This is a genomic window from Streptomyces sp. NPDC005794 (assembly GCF_042871445.1).
In the GTDB taxonomy this organism is placed as follows: Bacteria; Actinomycetota; Actinomycetes; order Streptomycetales; family Streptomycetaceae; genus Streptomyces.
This window is the reverse complement of record NZ_JBIAIN010000006.1, coordinates 249,876-266,364: the sequence shown is the minus strand read 5'-3', so window position 1 is coordinate 266,364 and position 16,489 is coordinate 249,876. Positions and strand designations below refer to the sequence as shown.

Sequence of the window (16,489 nt, the reverse complement as noted above, 5' to 3'; positions counted from 1 at the left end):
GAGAGCGATGACAATGATCACCGACGTAGATCTGGGAAATTCCATAAGCGTGGCGGCCATCCGGGAGCTCGACCCGCTGGCTGCCGACCGGGCCTGCTTCCTGCTGCGCGAGCAGAACGCCCGCGCGGACGTGCCGGCCATGACCGCCGAACTGCGCCGGCTCGTGCCACGCCTGGACACCGTCGAGGGATTCGACCCGCAGCAGTCCGTCGCGGCCATGCGCGACCTGGGGATGTTCCTCGGCTCGATCAAGCGCCACGGACCGGAGCCGCTGGCACTGGTCCCCGAGGTCTTGCCCGTACTACGCATTCTGGGGCACCGCACCGACATGGTGCCGCGCGACGTCGTACACCACTACTGCACCTGGAACCCGACGGGCGGCCGTCAGCGCATGTACCTCGGTGATGTGCAGGAGGCGTACCTCCAGGAATCGGTCCGCATGGTCTTCCCGCATCTGCGCGAGGGCCTCGAGCTGTGCGCCATCCTCAGCCGGACCGAGGTCCACGACCCCAAGTTCGCCCTGCTGACGCAGGAGCTGACCGACCATGTGGAGACCATGGTGACCTCCATCGACATGGTGGTCGCCAACGTCACGCCTGAGTTCTTCGCCCGGGAACTGCGTGCCTACTTCGACGAGATCACCGTGGGGGGAGAGGTGCTGCTGGGTCCGGCCGCGGCCCAGGTTCCTCTGTGGCTGATCGACCAGGCCATCTGGGCATCGGACCTCAGCGAGCCCTCGTACGAGGAGTTTCTGCGCGACTCGGTGCCGTACAGCCTGCCGCGCTGGCGTGAACTGTACGAGGACTGGACCCAGGTGCCGTCGGTGGTGTCCCGCCTGGTCGAGGCGTACGGGGACGACGCGGCCGAGGCCGCGCGCCGGATGCCCGACCTCCGGGGCGGGGCCGAGGCGCTCGCCCGGCTGCTGCGGGTGATCGTCGTGTTCCGCGGCCGCCACCTGGGCATCGCGCGCAAGGCGTACGACGCCGACCTGCGCCTCTTCCCGGTCGGTAGCGGCGGGGCCAGTGTCGACCTGCTGAAACAGATCATCGACCTGACCCGTACCACCGCCCGGCTCACCGGCGCGCGCAAGGGTCACCAGCCGCCCGCTGCCGGGGCGTCGAGCGGCGAGGCCACGCACGCCCACGGGAGGACCGCGTGACGCTCCTCGTCGCCGGCGGTGGCATCGGCGGTCTGACCGCAGCGCTCAGCCTGCATGCCGAGGGCATCAGGGATGTGCGCGTCCTGGAGGCCGTACCCGAGATCCGTCCGCTCGGTGTCGGCCTGAACATCCTTCCCAACGCCGTGAAGGAACTCGACGGGCTGGGCCTGCTGCCGCAACTTGCCGATGTCTCGGTCGCCACCGGCGACCTGAACTACTACAACCGGCACGGCCAGCTCATCTGGCGTGAACCCCGGGGCCTGGCCGCCGGCCATCGATGGCCGCAGCTGTCCATCCACCGCGGCCGGCTCCAGGCGGTGCTGGCCGAGGCCGTCCGCGAGCGGCTGGGGCCGGACGCCGTCGTTACCGACACCAGGGTCGTGGACGTCGTCCGCACCGACCACGGCGTGCGGGTGACGGCCCATCACCCGGTGGCCGGCACGGTGTCGACGCTCGACGCGGCCGGGTTGATCGGTGCCGACGGCATCCACTCCGCGGTCCGAGCGGTGCTCGGCCCCGGCGAGGGGCCGCCGCCGTGGAACGGTCTGGTGGTCTGGCGAGGCACGGCGTGGGCGCCGCCCTTCCTGGACGGCCGGTCGATGGTGATCGCCGGTGACGACCGGCGCCGTGCCGTCGTCTACCCGATGTCAGCGGCCGACGAGCACGGCCGGATCCTGATGAACTGGGCAGTCGCCAAGGCTGCCGAGCCGGAGGCCGAGTTCGAGGCCGCGGACTGGAACCGGTCCGTGGCGCCGGAGTCCTTCGTCGGGTACTTCACCGATCTGGCCTTCGACTGGCTCGATGTCCCCGCGCTGATCGGCACGGCGACCGAGGCGTACATCTATCCCATGGTCGACCGCGACCCGCTTCCCCGGTGGAGCCACGGTGCGGTCACCCTGATCGGCGACGCCGCCCACGCCATGTACCCGATGGGATCCAACGGCGCGACGCAGGCCATCGTGGACGCCCGGGTGCTGGCCGGACACCTGGCCCGGGCCGGGGTGACCGAGGCGTTCGCCGCGTACGAGGCCGAACGGCTTCCGGTGCTCACCCGCCTCCAGCGCAGCACGCGCAGGCGGGGCCCGGAGGTCGTGATCGACCTGGCGCACGAGCGGGCGCCGGGCGGATTCTCCGACGTACGGGAGGTCTTCCCGGGCACCGAACTGGAGGACATCTCGGCCGGCTTCGCGCGGCTGGGCGGCTTCGACCCGAACGCCGTGAACACGACGACGCCGCCAGGTGCGGCGACAGGAGCGGGGGCTCACCGATGAGAGTAGACATCTGGTCGGACATTTCCTGCCCCTGGTGCTACATCACCAAGCGCACCTTCGAACTGGGCCTGGCGGCGGCAGGCCGTCACGATCTCGACATCGTGCTGCACCCGTACCAGATCGACGGGGAGCGGCCGGCCGAGCCGATGCCGATGCTCGACTGGCTGGCGGGCAAGTACGGGCGGGAGACGGCCGAGACGATGAGCAAGAAGGTGACCGAGGCCGGCAGCCGGCACGGCATCGCCTTCCGCAATCGCACGGGCTTCGCGGCGAACACGCTTCAGGCCCACCGGATGCTGTGGTATGCGGGCCGCGAGTACGGCCGCAGCGTGCAGAGCCGGCTCGAGGAACTGCTCTTCGCGGCCTACTTCACACAGAACGGCGATGTCTCGGACCCGTCTCTGCTCCTGGACCGCGCGGTGCACTCCGGTTTCGGCCGGGCACGGGCCGCGGAGCTGCTCGCTTCGGACGAGGGGCTGGCCGAGGTCCGCCACGAGATCCACGCGGCCCGCTCCGCCGGCGTCACCCGGGTCCCCCTCATCGTCTTCGGAGACGCGCAGCGCGTCGAGGGGGCGCAGGAGGATCCCGAGGTGTACCGCAGCGCACTCGCGCACACATCCGATACGCCCGGCACCACCGGGAAGGACCAGGGATGAACTCCACGACGCGGCGACGTTTCCTCGGCACGACGGCTCTTCTGGGGGCGGCCTCGGCCACCGGCGTCGCCGGTGCCACCACCTCCGCGGCAGAGGGCCGGGGCACCGTGGCCACCGGCGCCGGGCATCCGATCGTCCCCGGCAGCGTGCAGTACGAGGATCTCTCCAGGGGTGTGAACCAGCGCTGGTCCGGCACCCCCGACTGGATCAGGGTGCCGCGCACCTCCGAGCAGGTCGTGGCAGGCGTGCAGAAGGCGGTCGACTCGGGCCGCCGGATCGCGGTGCGCGGCGGCGGGCACTGCTTCGAGGACTTCGTGTCGGGCCGGAGCGTGCGCGCCGTGATCGACCTGTCCGCCCTGGACTCCGTCGAACACGACACGCGGCGGCGCGCCCTGGCCGTGGGTGCGGGCGCCAGGCTGGGCCAGGTCAACGAGCAGCTCTTCAAGCGTTGGGGCATCGCCCTGCCGGCGGGTGCCTGCCCGACGGTGGGCATCGGCGGCCACATCAGCGGGGGCGGCTACGGCCCCCTGAACCGGCTTCACGGACTGACGGTCGATCACCTCTACGCCGTGGAAGTCGTCGTGGTCGACGGGTCGGGCACGGCCCGGGCGGTGACCGCCACCCGTGAGAAGGACGATCCGCGGCGCGATCTGTGGTGGGCACACACAGGCGGTGGCGGCGGCAACTTCGGTGTGGTGACCCGTTACTGGTTCCGCTCCCCCGGTGCGGCGGGTGCCGACGCGGGCCGGCTCCTGCCCGCCCCGCCGCCCTGTCGTTTCTCTGCGATTGGCCTCACGGCCACGCGCCACTCCACGTCGCCTCCCCCAGCGAACCAGGCGGGCCTGTGCCGGCACCAGACCAATCGGGAGCGGCTCGAGCGAACCAATCCACAATCGCTTGACGCGGCCCCGTTCCGCGAATTGAAGTGGTAAGGGAAAAGCCCCGGAGCACACGAGCAGTTTCCGCTCGGGCATTGGCGTTCGGTACGAGCGAGAACGGGTGGAATTCCGAGATGACCGCAGAAGCCCCTGAACGTGACCTTTCGACGGCCCCCTGGCTCAAGCTGCAGGCAGCGCAGCAGCCGGACTGGCCGGATCCGGAAGCGCTCCGGGCGGCGGACCGGACGTTGACGGGTTCACCGCCGCTGATCCTTCCGGCCGAGTGCGATCTACTGACCGCCCGTCTGGCCGCGGTCGCGCGGGGCGAGGCACTGGTCCTTCAGGGCGGGGACTGCGCGGAGACCTTCTCCGGGGTCGACGCGGACGCGGTGCGTGCCACCCTGCGGACCCTGCTCCAGATGGCCGTCGTCCTGACCCATGCCTCCTCGCTGCCCGTGGTCAAGATCGGCCGTATGGCAGGTCAGTTCGCCAAGCCCCGGTCCAGCGCCTTCGAGGAGCGGGGCGGTGTCCGGCTCCCGTCCTATCGGGGGGACGCCGTCAACGGGCTGGAGTTCTCCACCAGTTCCCGGACACCGGACGCGTCCCGGCTGAACCGTACGTACGAGGCGTCGGCGGCCACCCTCAATCTCGTCCGCGCGCTCACCACCGGTGGTTTCGCGAATCTGACCGAGATCCACGCCTGGAACCGGGAGTTCGTCACCTCGTCGCCCGCAGGCGGACGATACCGGCGGCTGACCGACGAGATCGAGCGCGCGCTGGCCTTTCTGCGGGCCTGCGGCGGCGGCACGGCCCCGCTCACGACCGCCGAGTTCTTCGTCAGCCATGAGGCCCTGCTGCTCGACTACGAGACTCCGCTGACCCGGACCGACGAGCGGACGGGACGGCTGTACGCCACCAGTGGGCATCTGCTGTGGGCGGGCGAACGCACCCGGGATCCGGACGGCGCCCACATCGAGTTCCTCGCCCGGATCCGGAACCCCATCGCGGTCAAACTCGGGCCAACGGTGGGCCCCGAGACTGTGCTGCGCTATCTGGACCGGCTGGATCCTGACCGGGAGCCCGGCCGCCTGACCTTCGTGATGCGGGCCGGCGCGGACCGGGTGCGTGACCTGCTGCCGCTCCTCGTGGAGAAGGTCTCCGCCGAGGGCGCCCAGGTGTGCTGGCTGTCCGATCCCATGCACGGGAACACCTTCACCACCTCGGACGGCTACAAGACCCGCCATATGGAGACGATCCTGGACGAGCTGAGCGGATTCATGGCGGTCCACCGGGCCCTGGGCACCCACCCGGGAGGCATCCATGTCGAACTGACCGGGGGCGAGGTCACGGAATGCCTCGGCGGCGGCCGTCCGGTCGGCGCGCAGGACCTCGGAAAGCGTTACGAGTCGGCGTGCGATCCGAGACTCAACCAAGAGCAGTCGATCGACCTGGCCTTCCGCCTCGCCGACATGTACCGCCGGCTGCCCGCCGGTTGACACCGGGGGCCTTGACCCCTCGCGGATGCGGTGCGGGCTCAGCCCTCCGTCGCCTCCACTGCCGAGGCGACGAAGTCTGCGACCAGTTGCCGCCGGTCCTCCTGACTCCAGACGAGGACCAGCGCACTACCCGGCGCGTCGGCCACCGGGACATGAACGAGCCCTGGGTGCTGTGGCCAGGTCAGCGAACGCGGCAGTACCGCGACTGCTCGCCCCAGCAGCACCATTTGCGTCAGCTCGGCGCCGTCGGCGACCTCGGGACCGATCCCCGCGACGGGCTCGATACCGGGCACCCCGCTGCCGCGGATGCCCTTCCAGCGGGGCAGTGTCTCGTGGGCCAGTTCGGCGAGAGTCACCTCGCTGCGGCCCCCGTTTCTTGCAGCACAGACCGGATCACGGACGTGGTGAAGGCCGTCGTCGTCCTTCACCACGCCTCAACGTGCGGTCGGAAAAGGCTCAGTGCCCCATGCGGACGGGCACCTGTTCCGCAGCCGTGTCAGGCGTCGTTGCCCGCGCGTCCTGCGGCGAGCAACTGCGTCTCCCAGCTGAAGGCGACGCCGGTGGCGCCCCCGTGCTGAAGCTGAATCTCGGTTATGGCCGGGACGGTCTTCTCGCGGGCCCAGTCGCGCTGCCACTCACTCGCCACGGCCATCCAGGTGATCGGTACCACGCCCGCCTGGACCATGCGCTGCACGGCCATGTCATGGGTCTCCTTCGAGGCACCGCCCGAGGCGTCGGTGACGGCGAAGACCTCGAAGCCCTCACCCGCCGCCTGTATCGCCGGCATCGCGACACAGACCTCCGTCCAGAGACCGGCGATGATCAGCTTCTTACGGCCGGTCGCCTTGACGGCGTCGACGACGCGCTCGTCTTCCCAGGTGTTGATGAGCGTGCGGTTGATCGGCTTCTGCTCCGGGAACACGTCCTGCAGCCCCTTGACGAGGTAGCCACCGCGCTCCTCCAGCACGGTCGTCAGGATGACCGGCACGTCGAACGCCTTGGCGGCCTTGCCGAGGGCGACAACGTTGTTCACGACCATCGTGGGTTCGTGGCTGTTCAGGTTGGCGAACTGGAACGGCTGGTGGTCGATCAGGACGACGACGCTCTCCTCGGGCGTCAGCAGTGCCTGCAGTCCGGACTTCGCTCTGTTGCTCATGGGTCCCTCTCCGAGTGTTTGCATCTGCGTGCTCAGAGTGCTCAGACGGACGCCGTCGATCTCGACGCCGCAATACGGGCCGTACGCGTCCGCGCAGACGCCCCTGAGGCCGAGTCGGCCAACCACCACGCTGAATCGGCTGATACCGCGTCACGAACGGGCTCAGTCCCCCGCCCGGCCAAGTGGATGACACGTCACCTACATTAACAGCGATACTTGACGTGTCAACTAGGTGTGATCCGTCATCCGTACCGGGCCCACACGGGCGGCCGAACTCGCCGGCGCCACCGGCGGCACGGCCCGGCACTCGCTCACCCTGGAACACGCACTCCGGCGGCTCTTCTCCTACCTGCGCGCCATCGTCGTCCCCACCCCCGTGTACGCAGCCCCCGAGGACTGGGGCGCGGCCCGCGGCGTCACCCGACAGCCCGACCGGCCGCCACCTCACCGAGGCCATCGACGTCCAGCCCCGGGAAGGCCGCCGAATCCGGCCCCCCGCAGGTCGTGGTGCCCGCCGTTCGTCGCGGAAGGCCGTGACCTTACGCTGGGAGCACTACGAGCTTGCCCCCTCGATGAGGGCGAGGATGTCCCGGAGTGCTTCGGAACCCCCGCCCCCGGCTCGGTCATGTGGATCTGGCTTCCTGCGCCCGCAGCGCCGAAGGCCACGAGCGAGAGGACGCGTGCCGGGCCGCCGGCGAGTTCGATCGAGTCCGGGATCTCGCGGCGACCGGAGGTGCCGAGGACCGCGCCGACTCCCTGGGGAAAGTCCTCGTACGCGGTCGACCAGGCCCTTGCCATAGACGACCGGCTCCGCGCCGAGGGAGCGGAGCTGTTGGTGGTTGCGTTCGCTCGCGGTGCCGATGAGCAGCGCATCAGGGGTGCCGTACCCGCCGTCCCGCAGTCCACGAGTTCGTTCTTCAGTGCACCCGAGGGGCAGCGCCGCACCACTTCAGCCAGGCGCTCGGCCGTGGCGTTGTCCGGCTGGATCCACGGGCACTTCGCCGTGGTCGAACACCTCGGGCAGGCCCTGACCGCATTCGGCGGCGTTTATGCAAAGGAAATCCAGATGTCTCAGGTGTGATCCCCGGGTGACATGAGCCTCCAGGTGTGGCTGTTAGGTTCCACGCTCCTGGATGTCTCATAATCATGGTGGTGCGGGGTGGACTACTTCTTTGTGTCACGCAGCAAGGTGCGTCGCTTCTACGAGGCGCCGCCTGGCGTGGATCTTGATGCTTTCGCGTATGTGTCTCGGAAGGGTGCGTTGAAGGAGGGCACTCCGTTCTTCTTCGACTCGCAGATGCGCCCGGCGGAGCCGTTGGTCTCGTTCTTTCTTGAGATGGCCAAGACGCTGAAGGCGAAGTCGTTGCAGGACTACACGTACGATGCCCTCGACTTGACCGACTTCCTGGAGACGGAGCTCGACCCACCGGTCGATCTGTTGTCGGTGATCGAGGAAGACCTTCTGGCGTACCGGGAGGACTGCACAGAGCATCGCGAGTCGACAGATGCGCCGGCGACTTGGAAGCGGCGCCGGGCCGTGATCAATGGCTTCTACGGGTGGGCCGACGACGAGAAGCTGATCGACAAGCGTCCCTACTTCCGCCGTCGTAACGGTCGCGACGTGCTGTCCTGGGGTGCCACTACACAGCTCGACGTGCGGCATCTGACCTGGAGGCAGTGGAACTTCCTCAAACAGGTCGGACTGCGTGGCTATCTGCCCGACGGGCGCGTCGATCGCACGTTCCGAGGGCGCTCGCCGCTGCGCGACAGCGCAGCACCCGAACTGTCGATCACGACCGGCATGCGGCTGCAGGAGTTCAGCTGCCTGTTGGATATCGAGGTCGGACCACCGCGACGGGACGCCTCTCCTGCAGAGGTTCAACTTCAGGCGATCGCGAAGTATGGCCTGCCCCGCACGGTGATGGTTCAGGATCCGACGCTGCGGGAGCTGGACATGTATCGGCGTACCGAGCGAGCGGCGCAAGTGCGGGCGGCGGCGAAGGCTCTGTGGAGACGCCGCGAGGAGCTGTTCATCGTCGATGACATCGACCTGCGGCGGATGAAGGTGAGCGGGATGCTCGATGGTCGGCGCCGCACCTTCCGGGTCGCGAGCATGAACGCCGACAAGCGCCGTCGCGCGGTCTTCGAGGGCGACCACGGGCTGGAGCCGATGGCGATGTTCGTCGCCCGCGGCGGACGAATGCCGACCCGGCAGCGCTGGGAGCAGATATTCGACGCCGCGCATCTACGCGCCGTGCGGCTGAGCGAGGAGCACAAGGTCGACATCGTCATGCCGCGCGAGGTCCGGATCCACGACACCCGGCACACCTTCGCGGTCTACATGCTGCGGCTGCTGACCAAGCTGATCCTCCAGGAGGAAGCCGAGGAGTACCTCGCTGGTCGGCACACCGGCTATCTGACGGACCACATCTCGCGGAACCCCCTGCTGATTCTGCAGGACCTATTGGGGCATCGCCGTCCACAATCAACTTTGCGTTACCTCCGGTACATGCGTGATACCAACGTGCTGGTGGCGAAGGCGATCGCCGAGTGGAACAACAAGAACGCCACCTACGCCGACTACGCGGCCGCGATCGCCGAACAGAGGGTTGCCTGATGCCCCGCCGCGGCGAGCGTAAGCAGCGCGTACGCAGCAGCGCCCCGAGCCCGCTGCCCACCCGGGACCTGGAGTACGTCGGGATCCGGACCGTGACCTGGACGCGCTGGGGCGGGACGGCGAGCCACTTCGTGAATCCAGCGAAGTACCAGTGCGGCATTCTGGCAGCCCAGCTGGCTGATGAGTGGATCACCTACACCCGTTCAATGGCCCTGTCTGACGGGGGCGCGGGCCTGGCCCAGGCGGTGCGGTCCTTCGCAAGGTTCGTCGACAGGCATCTGCCCCCGCTCGGTGTCGACCCGGCGGATGCCCGCCTGGACGGGCGCAAGGTTGACCTGGTCGAGGTCATCCACTCGTGGGAGGAAGACTTGCGTCAGCACCACGGGCTCCGCTCGAACTCCCCGTACGTGAAGACAAATTGCCTGCTGACGCTGATCGAGCAGCGCGCGCTGAAGGACACGAGCATCCCGGAGGCCCTGCGGGTGCGTGCGCAGGCCCCGCCCGCCTATCCGACTTACCAGGGCGAGCCGCTGGACGAGTTCTCGAACGCGGAGCGGATCGCTCTGCGTGACGCGGCGCGGGACGCGATCCGGGTGCTGGAGGCCCGCCTGGCCCGGGGCCGGGACATGCTGAAGCACGGGGTCGATCCACGAGAAGGCGGGTGGCACGAGCCGGCGAACCTGCTGTGGGCAGCGACCCACCCGTGGCTGCTGACCGTGGAGATCCTCCAGCCGCAGTTCCGGCAGAACGTGCTGAGCTGGCCGGAGCCAGTGAAAGCCCTGCTCCCGACCGCGCCGGACGGCACTCTCCTCAAGCGCGGATTTCGCTATCTCGTCGCCGAGCTGGGCCGTCTTCTGTTCCCGACCGAAGTGGATCTACAGGCATTTCGGGTGCTGCTGATGCTGGGCATGAGCGACACGAGCCCGGAGGAACTCCACTTCCTCCAGCTGCCCGACATCGAGTTCACCGACGGCGGTGTCCGCCTGGTCCAGCGTAAGATGCGTGCCCACCGTGTCCGTGCCGACCTGCACCCGGATCCGGAGGAGGAGGCGCCGGAGTTCGCCGGGGATCGCGCCTGGGACGTTCCGGGCCTGCTCCGGCGACTACTGGCCGCCACCGAGCTGGCCCGGACGGTCTTCCCAGACGCAGACCCGTGGCTGTTCCTCGCGGTGGAACGACGACGCCGGGGCGTCCTGGACGCCGAGTTCGCCGACTTCACTGACCGGGAGCGACGCTTCGGCGGCTGGATCGCCGAGCAGCGCGACACGGCCGGGAAGTCGCTGAAGATCTCCGAGCCGTACGAGATCAGGCGGCTACGCAAGACCACGAAGGTCGTCCGCGCGGTCGCGCTCGGCGGCACCGTGAGCGACCTGGCGGGCGACGACCACCACGTGGAGATCTACCGCATGCACTACGCGCACGGCACGACCGCGCACATCCTGGCCGGCCGGTCGATCAACCGAGCCCAGAGATGGGTCTTCGACCGCATGACCACACCCTCACGGCCCGTGCTCGTCACCGCCGAGGCCGAGCAGCATCTGGAGGAGCCCGAGGTCACCGAGGACCTCGGCCTGGAGGCCGCGCAGGCAAAAGCCCTGCGGACAGGAGAGCTGGACATGGGACTGGTCAACTGCCGTAACCCCTGGGACTCGCCACACCGCAACGACACAAAGGTCTGCCACGTCGCACCCGCGATGTGCATGCTGTGCCGCAACGCAGTCGTGTTCACCTCCCAGATCCCGCGGCTCCTGCTGCTGTCCGATCACATCGAGCACATGCGCGCCAACCTCACCCCGCGCCACTGGCAGGCCCTGTGGGGACGGCAGGCAGCTGCCCTGGCGGAGGTCTTCGAGGAGTGCGCCGACCTCATTCCCGCGGCCCGCCGCGAGATCGCCGAGCTCGGCCTGCGCCTCGACCTCCCCCTGGGCATGAGGACGGAGTTCGACCGATGATGGCCCGCCCCGCACCCCAGGCGCTGGCATCGTCGGCCTTCCGCGACGACGAAAAGATCTTCAGCTACGGCGGCTACAAACTCCTCGACGACATCATGGTGCCGCACTTCGGCGAGCCCCACCGGTGGCCCGCCGACTGCATCGGCCGCCCCGCCAGCAGGAAGCCGGGCGAGTGGCGCTTCGTCTTCCCCCTGGACGACCCGCTGATCAACCTGCAACTGCGTGAGTACTGCTTCGCCCTCCTCAACCCCTCCCACCCCCTCCTCCGGCAATCCCTGATCTTCCTGCCCGCCGTCCCCCTGTCCGTGGCCACCATCCGCCCCTCGATGATGGAAATCAGAAAGATCATGGACTGGGGTCGTAAATGGGGACTGCCAGACGACCTTGGGCTGTGGGACCCGGAGGACTGGCACGAGGAGATAGCCCACAAGGCGTCCCAGGTCGAAGGCGTGAAAACCGTCGCGTTCCACGTGACGGCCATCCGCCGACTGCGCCAACTCGCTCCGGTACTCACCGGAATCAGCGCCTTCGACGACCCCTGGGGCGACGAGCCCGCCTCGACCGTCGCAGCCAAGGCGTACGACGAGGACGCTCCCAGCCGCGACACTCTCGCCACTCCGGCAATCCCGCCCGAGACCTGGTGGCCGCTGCTGCGCGGCGCCTGGACATACATCCACACCTTCGCCCCGGACATCTTCCGCTGGCGCGACCACTTCGCCCAGCAGCGCGAAGCCCCCGCCGACCAGCCGCGCTCCACCAAGGCCCGGCCGGTGCGCCCGCAGGAAACGGACGCCCTGCTGAAGAAGTGGCTCCGTACGCCGGGCAACGCGGTGCCTGTCCACGAGGTGGCCTACAGCAACGTTGCGGCCGGCACACCGATGTGGACCGCGCTGAGCAAGATGGTCACCGACGGCAGAACCATGAACATCTTCGCCGACAACCAGAGCGAGCGGCCCCGCACGCGGCGTGACACCGTTCTGGCCGCGCTCAACGCGGGGCGCGTCACAACCGTCACGGCGACCGTGGGCCGCGGCAAGGGCCCCGCCGGGCCGCGCTACATCGCACCGGGCACCAGTACAGGCGTCACCCAAGAAAAGCTGGACGACGACGTACGACGGTGGCTCGCCGACCCGAACACCGTGGTGCCGGTGTACGCGACCGACGAGCACGGGACGGCCGGGGAGCCAATCTGGGCTATGGCCGCCCGCATGATCTGGGGGCCCACCCCACCTGACGTCCACCGGCAGCGGAACAACAAGCGGTTTGACCGGCGCAACCGGACAGGGGCGGCACGCGCCCGCCTCGTCTCGCAGGCCGTGGCCGACGGACGAGGGATACCCGTCGACTCGGACCTGTGGTCCGGCTGGCGCGCGTACCCGCTCCAGTGCCCGGACGCCGCGCACATTCAAGGCGAGGACGGAACGTCTGCGCCATGGCGTACGCACATCAGCGCCATCGAGCTCGCCTTCGAACTGCACATGCTCCGAGCCGCGCTCTACGTCTTCGTCGCGGCCTTGACTCTGATGCGTGACTCGGAGGTTCAAGAGATCCAGCGCGACGCTGTACGCACCTACTTCGGCTCCCCGGCCGTCCGGTCTCGCAAGACCAAGCTGGACCCCACGCGCCCGGAACTGTACTGGTGGATCATCGAGCCGGTCGCCCAGGCGCTTGCGGTCCTCGAGCAGCTGTCCTGGCACTCCACCCACCTGTTCGCAGCCCTGCGCCCACCCGTTGGCAAACAGACCCACACGGAGCCCGGGATTTCCTCCGACGCCGAGATCGACTTCTTCATCAACGGCGTCAACACCATCGCCCACCGGCACGGCCTGGCCAAGATCCCGCCCTCGCACGTCCGCTCGCACATGTTCCGCAAGACCATGTCTCAGCTAGCCGGACGCGAACCGGACTCCGAGGTCGCGCTCGGCCTGCAGCTCAAGCACGCCGCTCGCCGGGCGCTGGCCAACCGCACCACCCAGGCGTACGCACAGATGGACGCGAGCTGGGCCAAGGAGTTCGACACCGAACTGCAGCAGGCCGCAGCCCGCAAACTCGTGGACCTGCTCCGCGGCCGCCGCCAGGGCGAACGCGTCGCGGTCGGCCCCGGCGCCGCCCGCCTCCACGCCGGCCTGGACAAGGTCATCGACACCATCAACAACAACCCCCAGCTCCGAGCGCAGATCGCCGACGAGCGGGTCGAAGAGGCCCTGCTCGCCGACGAGTTCCCCAACCTGCACCTGGGCACCATCAACCACTGCATGTTCGACGCCCCGCAGGCCGAGTGCCAAAACGAGCTCCCCGAAGACCAACGCGGACTGGCTCCACTGCTCGGCGCCTGCCAGCCAGCCCGTTGCCGCAACTCGACCATCACCCGCACCCACGCCCCGTACTGGGTCGCCGAAGAGGACGAACTGACCGCCCGGGCCAAGGACCCGCGGCTGTCACCGCCGCGCCGAGAGGCGGTCTTCATCCGACTTGCCGACGTCCAGCGCATTACCCGCGCACTCGAAGAGGAAGGCCGCACCTGATGCCGGTATCCGCAACATCCGCCGACAAGCTGAGGGCGGCCATGGCCCGGTTGCTGGCCGGTGAGCCCGTGCACACCGACGGCGCCCTCACCAAGGAGAATCTCGCCCGCGAGGCCCAGGTCAGCCACGCGACCGTGCACCGCGCCGAAGACATCCTCGCCGAGTGGGACGCGCAGGTCGCCCGTCCCGTGCTGCGTACGCCCGGGGAGGTCCAGCGCGACGAGACGATCGCCACGCTCCGCAAGAAGCTGCGCGAGGCGAGGGAGCAGGCGACACAGACCCAGGACAAACTCGAGGCCCTGGCCACAGTGACGGCGAATCTCTACGCCGAGAACCTCACGCTGAAAAAACGCCTCGGACGCCGACGCGTGACGATCCTGCCCACCCAAGACCACGAATAGCCGAGCGCGCCCTTCGCTGCGACAGGGCACCTGCGGGCCGTGGCCTCGTCGCCGACCGCAGCGGAAAGCCCACCTCACTGCCATAAGTAGGTGCAGGAGGCAGGATCGGCGTTCATGCAGCCGAAGCGAGAGGAGCATGGCCAGTTTGAGCTGCCGGTTTCCACCGAGGACGTCGTTGTCTGGGCGAGTCCGGCAAAGGAGGCGAGGTGGGCGGCGGAGGGGAAGCTGGTGCCGTCGCCGACGGTGGTTAGTAGCCGGACTGCGGCGGCCTTGACGCGGACGCCGGACATCGATGCCAGGACCCGGGAAAGGGGGTGTGCCTCCAGCATGGTGTTGATCTGGGCTTCCAAGTTCGGTCACCGCCGGTCCGGACAAGGCCGCGCTCTATGGGCCGGGATGTACGGGGCCGGCGCCCGCTCCCGTGCGTTCTATGGTGGCGGCTATGTCTGTCAGGTCCTGCGCCGTCAGTTCGAGGCGCAGGGCAGATAGCCACCCGTCCACCTGCTCGGGACGCCGTCCGCCTACGATCGCACCCGTCACCCCCGGCCAGCTCAGCGTCCAGGCCATGGCCACCGACGGCACGCTGACCTTGTGCCGTCGCGCGATGGGGCGCAAAGACTCAGCGAGGTCAAGATTGCGCTCCAGCTTCGTACCCTGAAAATCAGCAACGGCCGACCGCCAGTCATCCTTACCTAGTGCCTCGGCACGAGCGCGTGTGAAGCCGTCCGATAGAAGACCCGCCTGCATGGGGCTGTAGGCGAGCACGGCCGTGCCGTGCTCCGCGCACCACGGAATCTCCCTACTTGCCACCTCGCGCCTGATAGCGGAGAAAGGTGGCTGAAGGGAGTCGACATGCCCGATCAGCTCAGCCTCGGCGAGCTGGCCGGCACCGTGGTTTGACAAGCCGACCGCCTTGACCTTGCCCAAGCGTTTCAGCTCGAGCAGTGTCTCCCAATATGCGGTGAGTGGTGTTCCATCCTCCGGAGGGCAGTGCATCTGGTAGAGATCGATTCGTTCCACGCCCAGTCGGCGGAGTGAATTGTCGATCTCGCGCCGAATGTTCGACGGCGTTCCGACCTTGCGCAGCCCGGAGGACGCCCCTGTCTCGTCCCAGATGTGCCCGCACTTGGTGAAGACATAAGGACGATCGTTTTCCGGGAGCGAAGCCAGGGCCTTAGCCACGAGCCTCTCCGAGCGGCCTCGGCCGTATACCGCCGCCGTGTCGATCCAGTTGATGCCGTTGTCGACGGCGTGCCGAATAGTGTCAACAACCTGCTTGTCATCGCAGGCGTCCCAACCGGCACCTCCAAGCCCCACCCGGGTGATCTTCATGTCACTGATTCCCAGCGACTGCACGGGCGGATCGAAGATGGTTCGCTCACCCTCGCTCACGGTCGCGCGCCAGCGGGTGTCACGCACGCGGGTATCGCCAGGTTCGCGACGGAGCGACCGTATCGTGTGCGCAGAACAACCACGGGATCGGGCTTGCCGGTCGCCAACTCGACCGTTCGCTCGTCGCTCCAGCCTGCCAGCCTGTACTCGTCCCGCTCGATACGTACCAAGCCGAAGGTTCGACCGCCTTCAGACGTCAAATGCGCTCCGTCCGCCGCTGCCGTGATCACCACATTGGTCTGTTCGGCGGAGTCTGTGAAGATGTCGTTCTCTTCCCAGTCCATGAAGGCAGACGGGAGGCGGACCTGCCACGAGATCGGGGCTTGGTCCAACGCCCGCGGTGGAAGTTCGGGCTTGCAATACAAAACATCACCGTGCTGAAAGTAGTGCCCCCAATCGGGCGGAAAGATGGAGGCCAGTTCTGGAGTGACCAGGCAGTCGATCACTAGGTGGACTCGGGCCGAAGGTCCATCATTCCAAACCATATGCCGGCGGCTGAAGTCACCGAACCAGAAGGTGCCGGGCTGCCATGAGTGCTTTACCCCGTCGAGCTCCAGCACCGCGCTCGAGTTTGTCGTGACCGGTACGTGGAGCCGTGCAACACCCCAGGCGGGACCGCACTTTGTGTCGAAGTGGTCAACGCTGCGCACTCCCGTCCCCAGGGCCATCAGCCGGGCGGCTCGCAGACGGCCGGGAATACTTGCGAGGATCTCACGGAAGTAAGGAACCCTCTCCAGCCAAGGGGTGTCGGCGAAGGAGTCTGCTCCTGGCCCTCCCGGGTCGGTGCGCGCGCCGTCACCCCCCAAGCTGCGGAGTGAAAGGCAACGCCAGTCGATTCCAGCGGAGGGCAGCACATCGGCGTCGTACGGCCGCTGCTGCCCCCAGGTAGACCCTTGAAGAGTGCGAAGTTCCTCCACGAGTCGATCTGCGTCGAACGTTTTCAGCAGACGTGCGGCTGCGGCAGGCATCGGCACGGACATGGGCTA

Annotated in this window: 14 protein-coding genes and 2 pseudogenes; 10 read left to right on the top strand and 6 right to left on the bottom strand. The window is 68.3% G+C overall.

The genetic code is table 11. The features are described from left to right. The first annotated feature begins 7 nt into the window (after positions 1-7). From ACFYQ5_RS12410 to ACFYQ5_RS12390, 5 genes are all read left to right on the top strand, one after another. Positions 8-1,159 carry a monodechloroaminopyrrolnitrin synthase PrnB family protein gene (locus tag ACFYQ5_RS12410; RefSeq protein ID WP_389196759.1) on the top strand — a complete coding sequence of 384 codons (1,152 nt, stop codon included), beginning with the start codon at positions 8-10 and terminating at the stop codon, positions 1,157-1,159. Continuing rightward, entirely contained in the window at positions 1,156-2,430 is a 1,275-nt protein-coding gene (locus ACFYQ5_RS12405; RefSeq protein WP_389196757.1) for a flavin-dependent oxidoreductase, read from the top strand. Before ACFYQ5_RS12410 ends, ACFYQ5_RS12405 begins: the two co-directional genes overlap by 4 nt. Then, positions 2,427-3,086 carry a DsbA family protein gene (locus ACFYQ5_RS12400; RefSeq protein ID WP_389196755.1) on the top strand — a complete coding sequence of 220 codons (660 nt, stop codon included), beginning with the start codon at positions 2,427-2,429 and terminating at the stop codon, positions 3,084-3,086. Before ACFYQ5_RS12405 ends, ACFYQ5_RS12400 begins: the two co-directional genes overlap by 4 nt. Next, positions 3,083-4,018 carry an FAD-binding protein gene (locus ACFYQ5_RS12395; protein WP_389196754.1) on the top strand — a complete coding sequence of 312 codons (936 nt, stop codon included), beginning with the start codon at positions 3,083-3,085 and terminating at the stop codon, positions 4,016-4,018. Before ACFYQ5_RS12400 ends, ACFYQ5_RS12395 begins: the two co-directional genes overlap by 4 nt. An 80-nt stretch (positions 4,019-4,098) precedes the next feature. Continuing rightward, a complete protein-coding gene (locus ACFYQ5_RS12390) occupies positions 4,099-5,460 on the top strand; it encodes a class II 3-deoxy-7-phosphoheptulonate synthase (protein WP_389196752.1) in 1,362 nt (453 codons plus the stop codon). A 38-nt stretch (positions 5,461-5,498) separates the two neighbouring features. On the opposite strand, the gene ACFYQ5_RS12385 is transcribed toward ACFYQ5_RS12390, so the two are convergent. Both ACFYQ5_RS12385 and ACFYQ5_RS12380 read right to left on the bottom strand, forming a co-directional pair. After that, on the bottom strand, positions 5,499-5,816 hold the full coding sequence (locus ACFYQ5_RS12385; RefSeq protein ID WP_389196750.1) for a LysR substrate-binding domain-containing protein: 318 nt from the start codon (positions 5,814-5,816) through the stop codon (positions 5,499-5,501). A gap of 140 nt (positions 5,817-5,956) precedes the next feature. Then, positions 5,957-6,616 (bottom strand): hydrolase, encoded by a 660-nt coding sequence (locus tag ACFYQ5_RS12380; protein WP_389196748.1) that lies wholly within the window; start codon positions 6,614-6,616, stop codon positions 5,957-5,959. Between the two features lie 274 nt (positions 6,617-6,890). Here ACFYQ5_RS12380 and ACFYQ5_RS12375 point away from each other — a divergent pair. Beyond that, a pseudogene (locus ACFYQ5_RS12375) lies at positions 6,891-7,052 on the top strand (oxidoreductase); the annotation flags it as partial. Between the two features lie 8 nt (positions 7,053-7,060). Here the strand turns inward: ACFYQ5_RS12375 and ACFYQ5_RS12370 are convergent. Beyond that, entirely contained in the window at positions 7,061-7,603 is a 543-nt protein-coding gene (locus ACFYQ5_RS12370) for a (4Fe-4S)-binding protein (RefSeq protein WP_389196900.1), read from the bottom strand. A 172-nt stretch (positions 7,604-7,775) separates the two neighbouring features. Here ACFYQ5_RS12370 and ACFYQ5_RS12365 point away from each other — a divergent pair, with 172 nt between their 5' ends. Genes ACFYQ5_RS12365 through ACFYQ5_RS12350 form a run of 4 tightly spaced genes read left to right on the top strand, consistent with a single transcriptional unit; the run spans position 7,776 to position 14,111 of the window. Then, positions 7,776-9,233, top strand: a complete 1,458-nt coding sequence (locus tag ACFYQ5_RS12365) for a recombinase XerD (RefSeq protein ID WP_389196746.1) — start codon at positions 7,776-7,778, stop codon at positions 9,231-9,233. Next, the gene (locus ACFYQ5_RS12360) at positions 9,233-11,185 is read left to right on the top strand and encodes a hypothetical protein (protein WP_389196744.1); all 1,953 of its coding nucleotides are present in this window, start codon (positions 9,233-9,235) and stop codon (positions 11,183-11,185) included. The genes ACFYQ5_RS12365 and ACFYQ5_RS12360 overlap by 1 nt, the downstream gene beginning before the upstream one ends. Further along, positions 11,182-13,710 carry a hypothetical protein gene (locus ACFYQ5_RS12355; RefSeq protein WP_389196742.1) on the top strand — a complete coding sequence of 843 codons (2,529 nt, stop codon included), beginning with the start codon at positions 11,182-11,184 and terminating at the stop codon, positions 13,708-13,710. Before ACFYQ5_RS12360 ends, ACFYQ5_RS12355 begins: the two co-directional genes overlap by 4 nt. Beyond that, positions 13,710-14,111: a hypothetical protein gene (locus ACFYQ5_RS12350; protein WP_389196740.1), complete on the top strand. Its 402-nt coding sequence runs from the start codon at positions 13,710-13,712 to the stop codon at positions 14,109-14,111. Before ACFYQ5_RS12355 ends, ACFYQ5_RS12350 begins: the two co-directional genes overlap by 1 nt. Before the next feature lie 86 nt (positions 14,112-14,197). On the opposite strand, the pseudogene ACFYQ5_RS12345 reads toward ACFYQ5_RS12350, so the two are convergent. The 3 genes and pseudogenes from ACFYQ5_RS12345 to ACFYQ5_RS12335 form a co-directional block, all read right to left on the bottom strand. After that, positions 14,198-14,461, bottom strand: a pseudogene (locus ACFYQ5_RS12345) (transposase); the annotation flags it as partial. 34 nt (positions 14,462-14,495) lie between these two features. After that, the gene (locus ACFYQ5_RS12340; RefSeq protein ID WP_389196738.1) at positions 14,496-15,530 is read right to left on the bottom strand and encodes an aldo/keto reductase; all 1,035 of its coding nucleotides are present in this window, start codon (positions 15,528-15,530) and stop codon (positions 14,496-14,498) included. Continuing rightward, positions 15,500-16,483: an aspartyl/asparaginyl beta-hydroxylase domain-containing protein gene (locus ACFYQ5_RS12335; RefSeq protein ID WP_389196736.1), complete on the bottom strand. Its 984-nt coding sequence runs from the start codon at positions 16,481-16,483 to the stop codon at positions 15,500-15,502. The genes ACFYQ5_RS12340 and ACFYQ5_RS12335 overlap by 31 nt, the downstream gene beginning before the upstream one ends. Positions 16,484-16,489: the final 6 nt, after the last annotated feature.

Bases quoted from the DNA above. Each gene is read 5' to 3' on its own strand.
- ACFYQ5_RS12410 (WP_389196759.1), top strand. From the start codon at position 8: ATGACAATGATCACCGACGTAGATCTGGGAAATTCCATAAGCGTGGCG.
- ACFYQ5_RS12400 (WP_389196755.1), top strand. From the start codon at position 2,427: ATGAGAGTAGACATCTGGTCGGACATTTCCTGCCCCTGGTGCTACATC.
- ACFYQ5_RS12395 (WP_389196754.1), top strand. From the start codon at position 3,083: ATGAACTCCACGACGCGGCGACGTTTCCTCGGCACGACGGCTCTTCTG.
- ACFYQ5_RS12390 (WP_389196752.1), top strand. From the start codon at position 4,099: ATGACCGCAGAAGCCCCTGAACGTGACCTTTCGACGGCCCCCTGGCTC.
- ACFYQ5_RS12380 (WP_389196748.1), bottom strand. From the start codon at position 6,616: ATGAGCAACAGAGCGAAGTCCGGACTGCAGGCACTGCTGACGCCCGAG.
- ACFYQ5_RS12360 (WP_389196744.1), top strand. From the start codon at position 9,233: ATGCCCCGCCGCGGCGAGCGTAAGCAGCGCGTACGCAGCAGCGCCCCG.
- ACFYQ5_RS12355 (WP_389196742.1), top strand. From the start codon at position 11,182: ATGATGGCCCGCCCCGCACCCCAGGCGCTGGCATCGTCGGCCTTCCGC.
- ACFYQ5_RS12350 (WP_389196740.1), top strand. From the start codon at position 13,710: ATGCCGGTATCCGCAACATCCGCCGACAAGCTGAGGGCGGCCATGGCC.
- ACFYQ5_RS12335 (WP_389196736.1), bottom strand. From the start codon at position 16,483: ATGTCCGTGCCGATGCCTGCCGCAGCCGCACGTCTGCTGAAAACGTTC.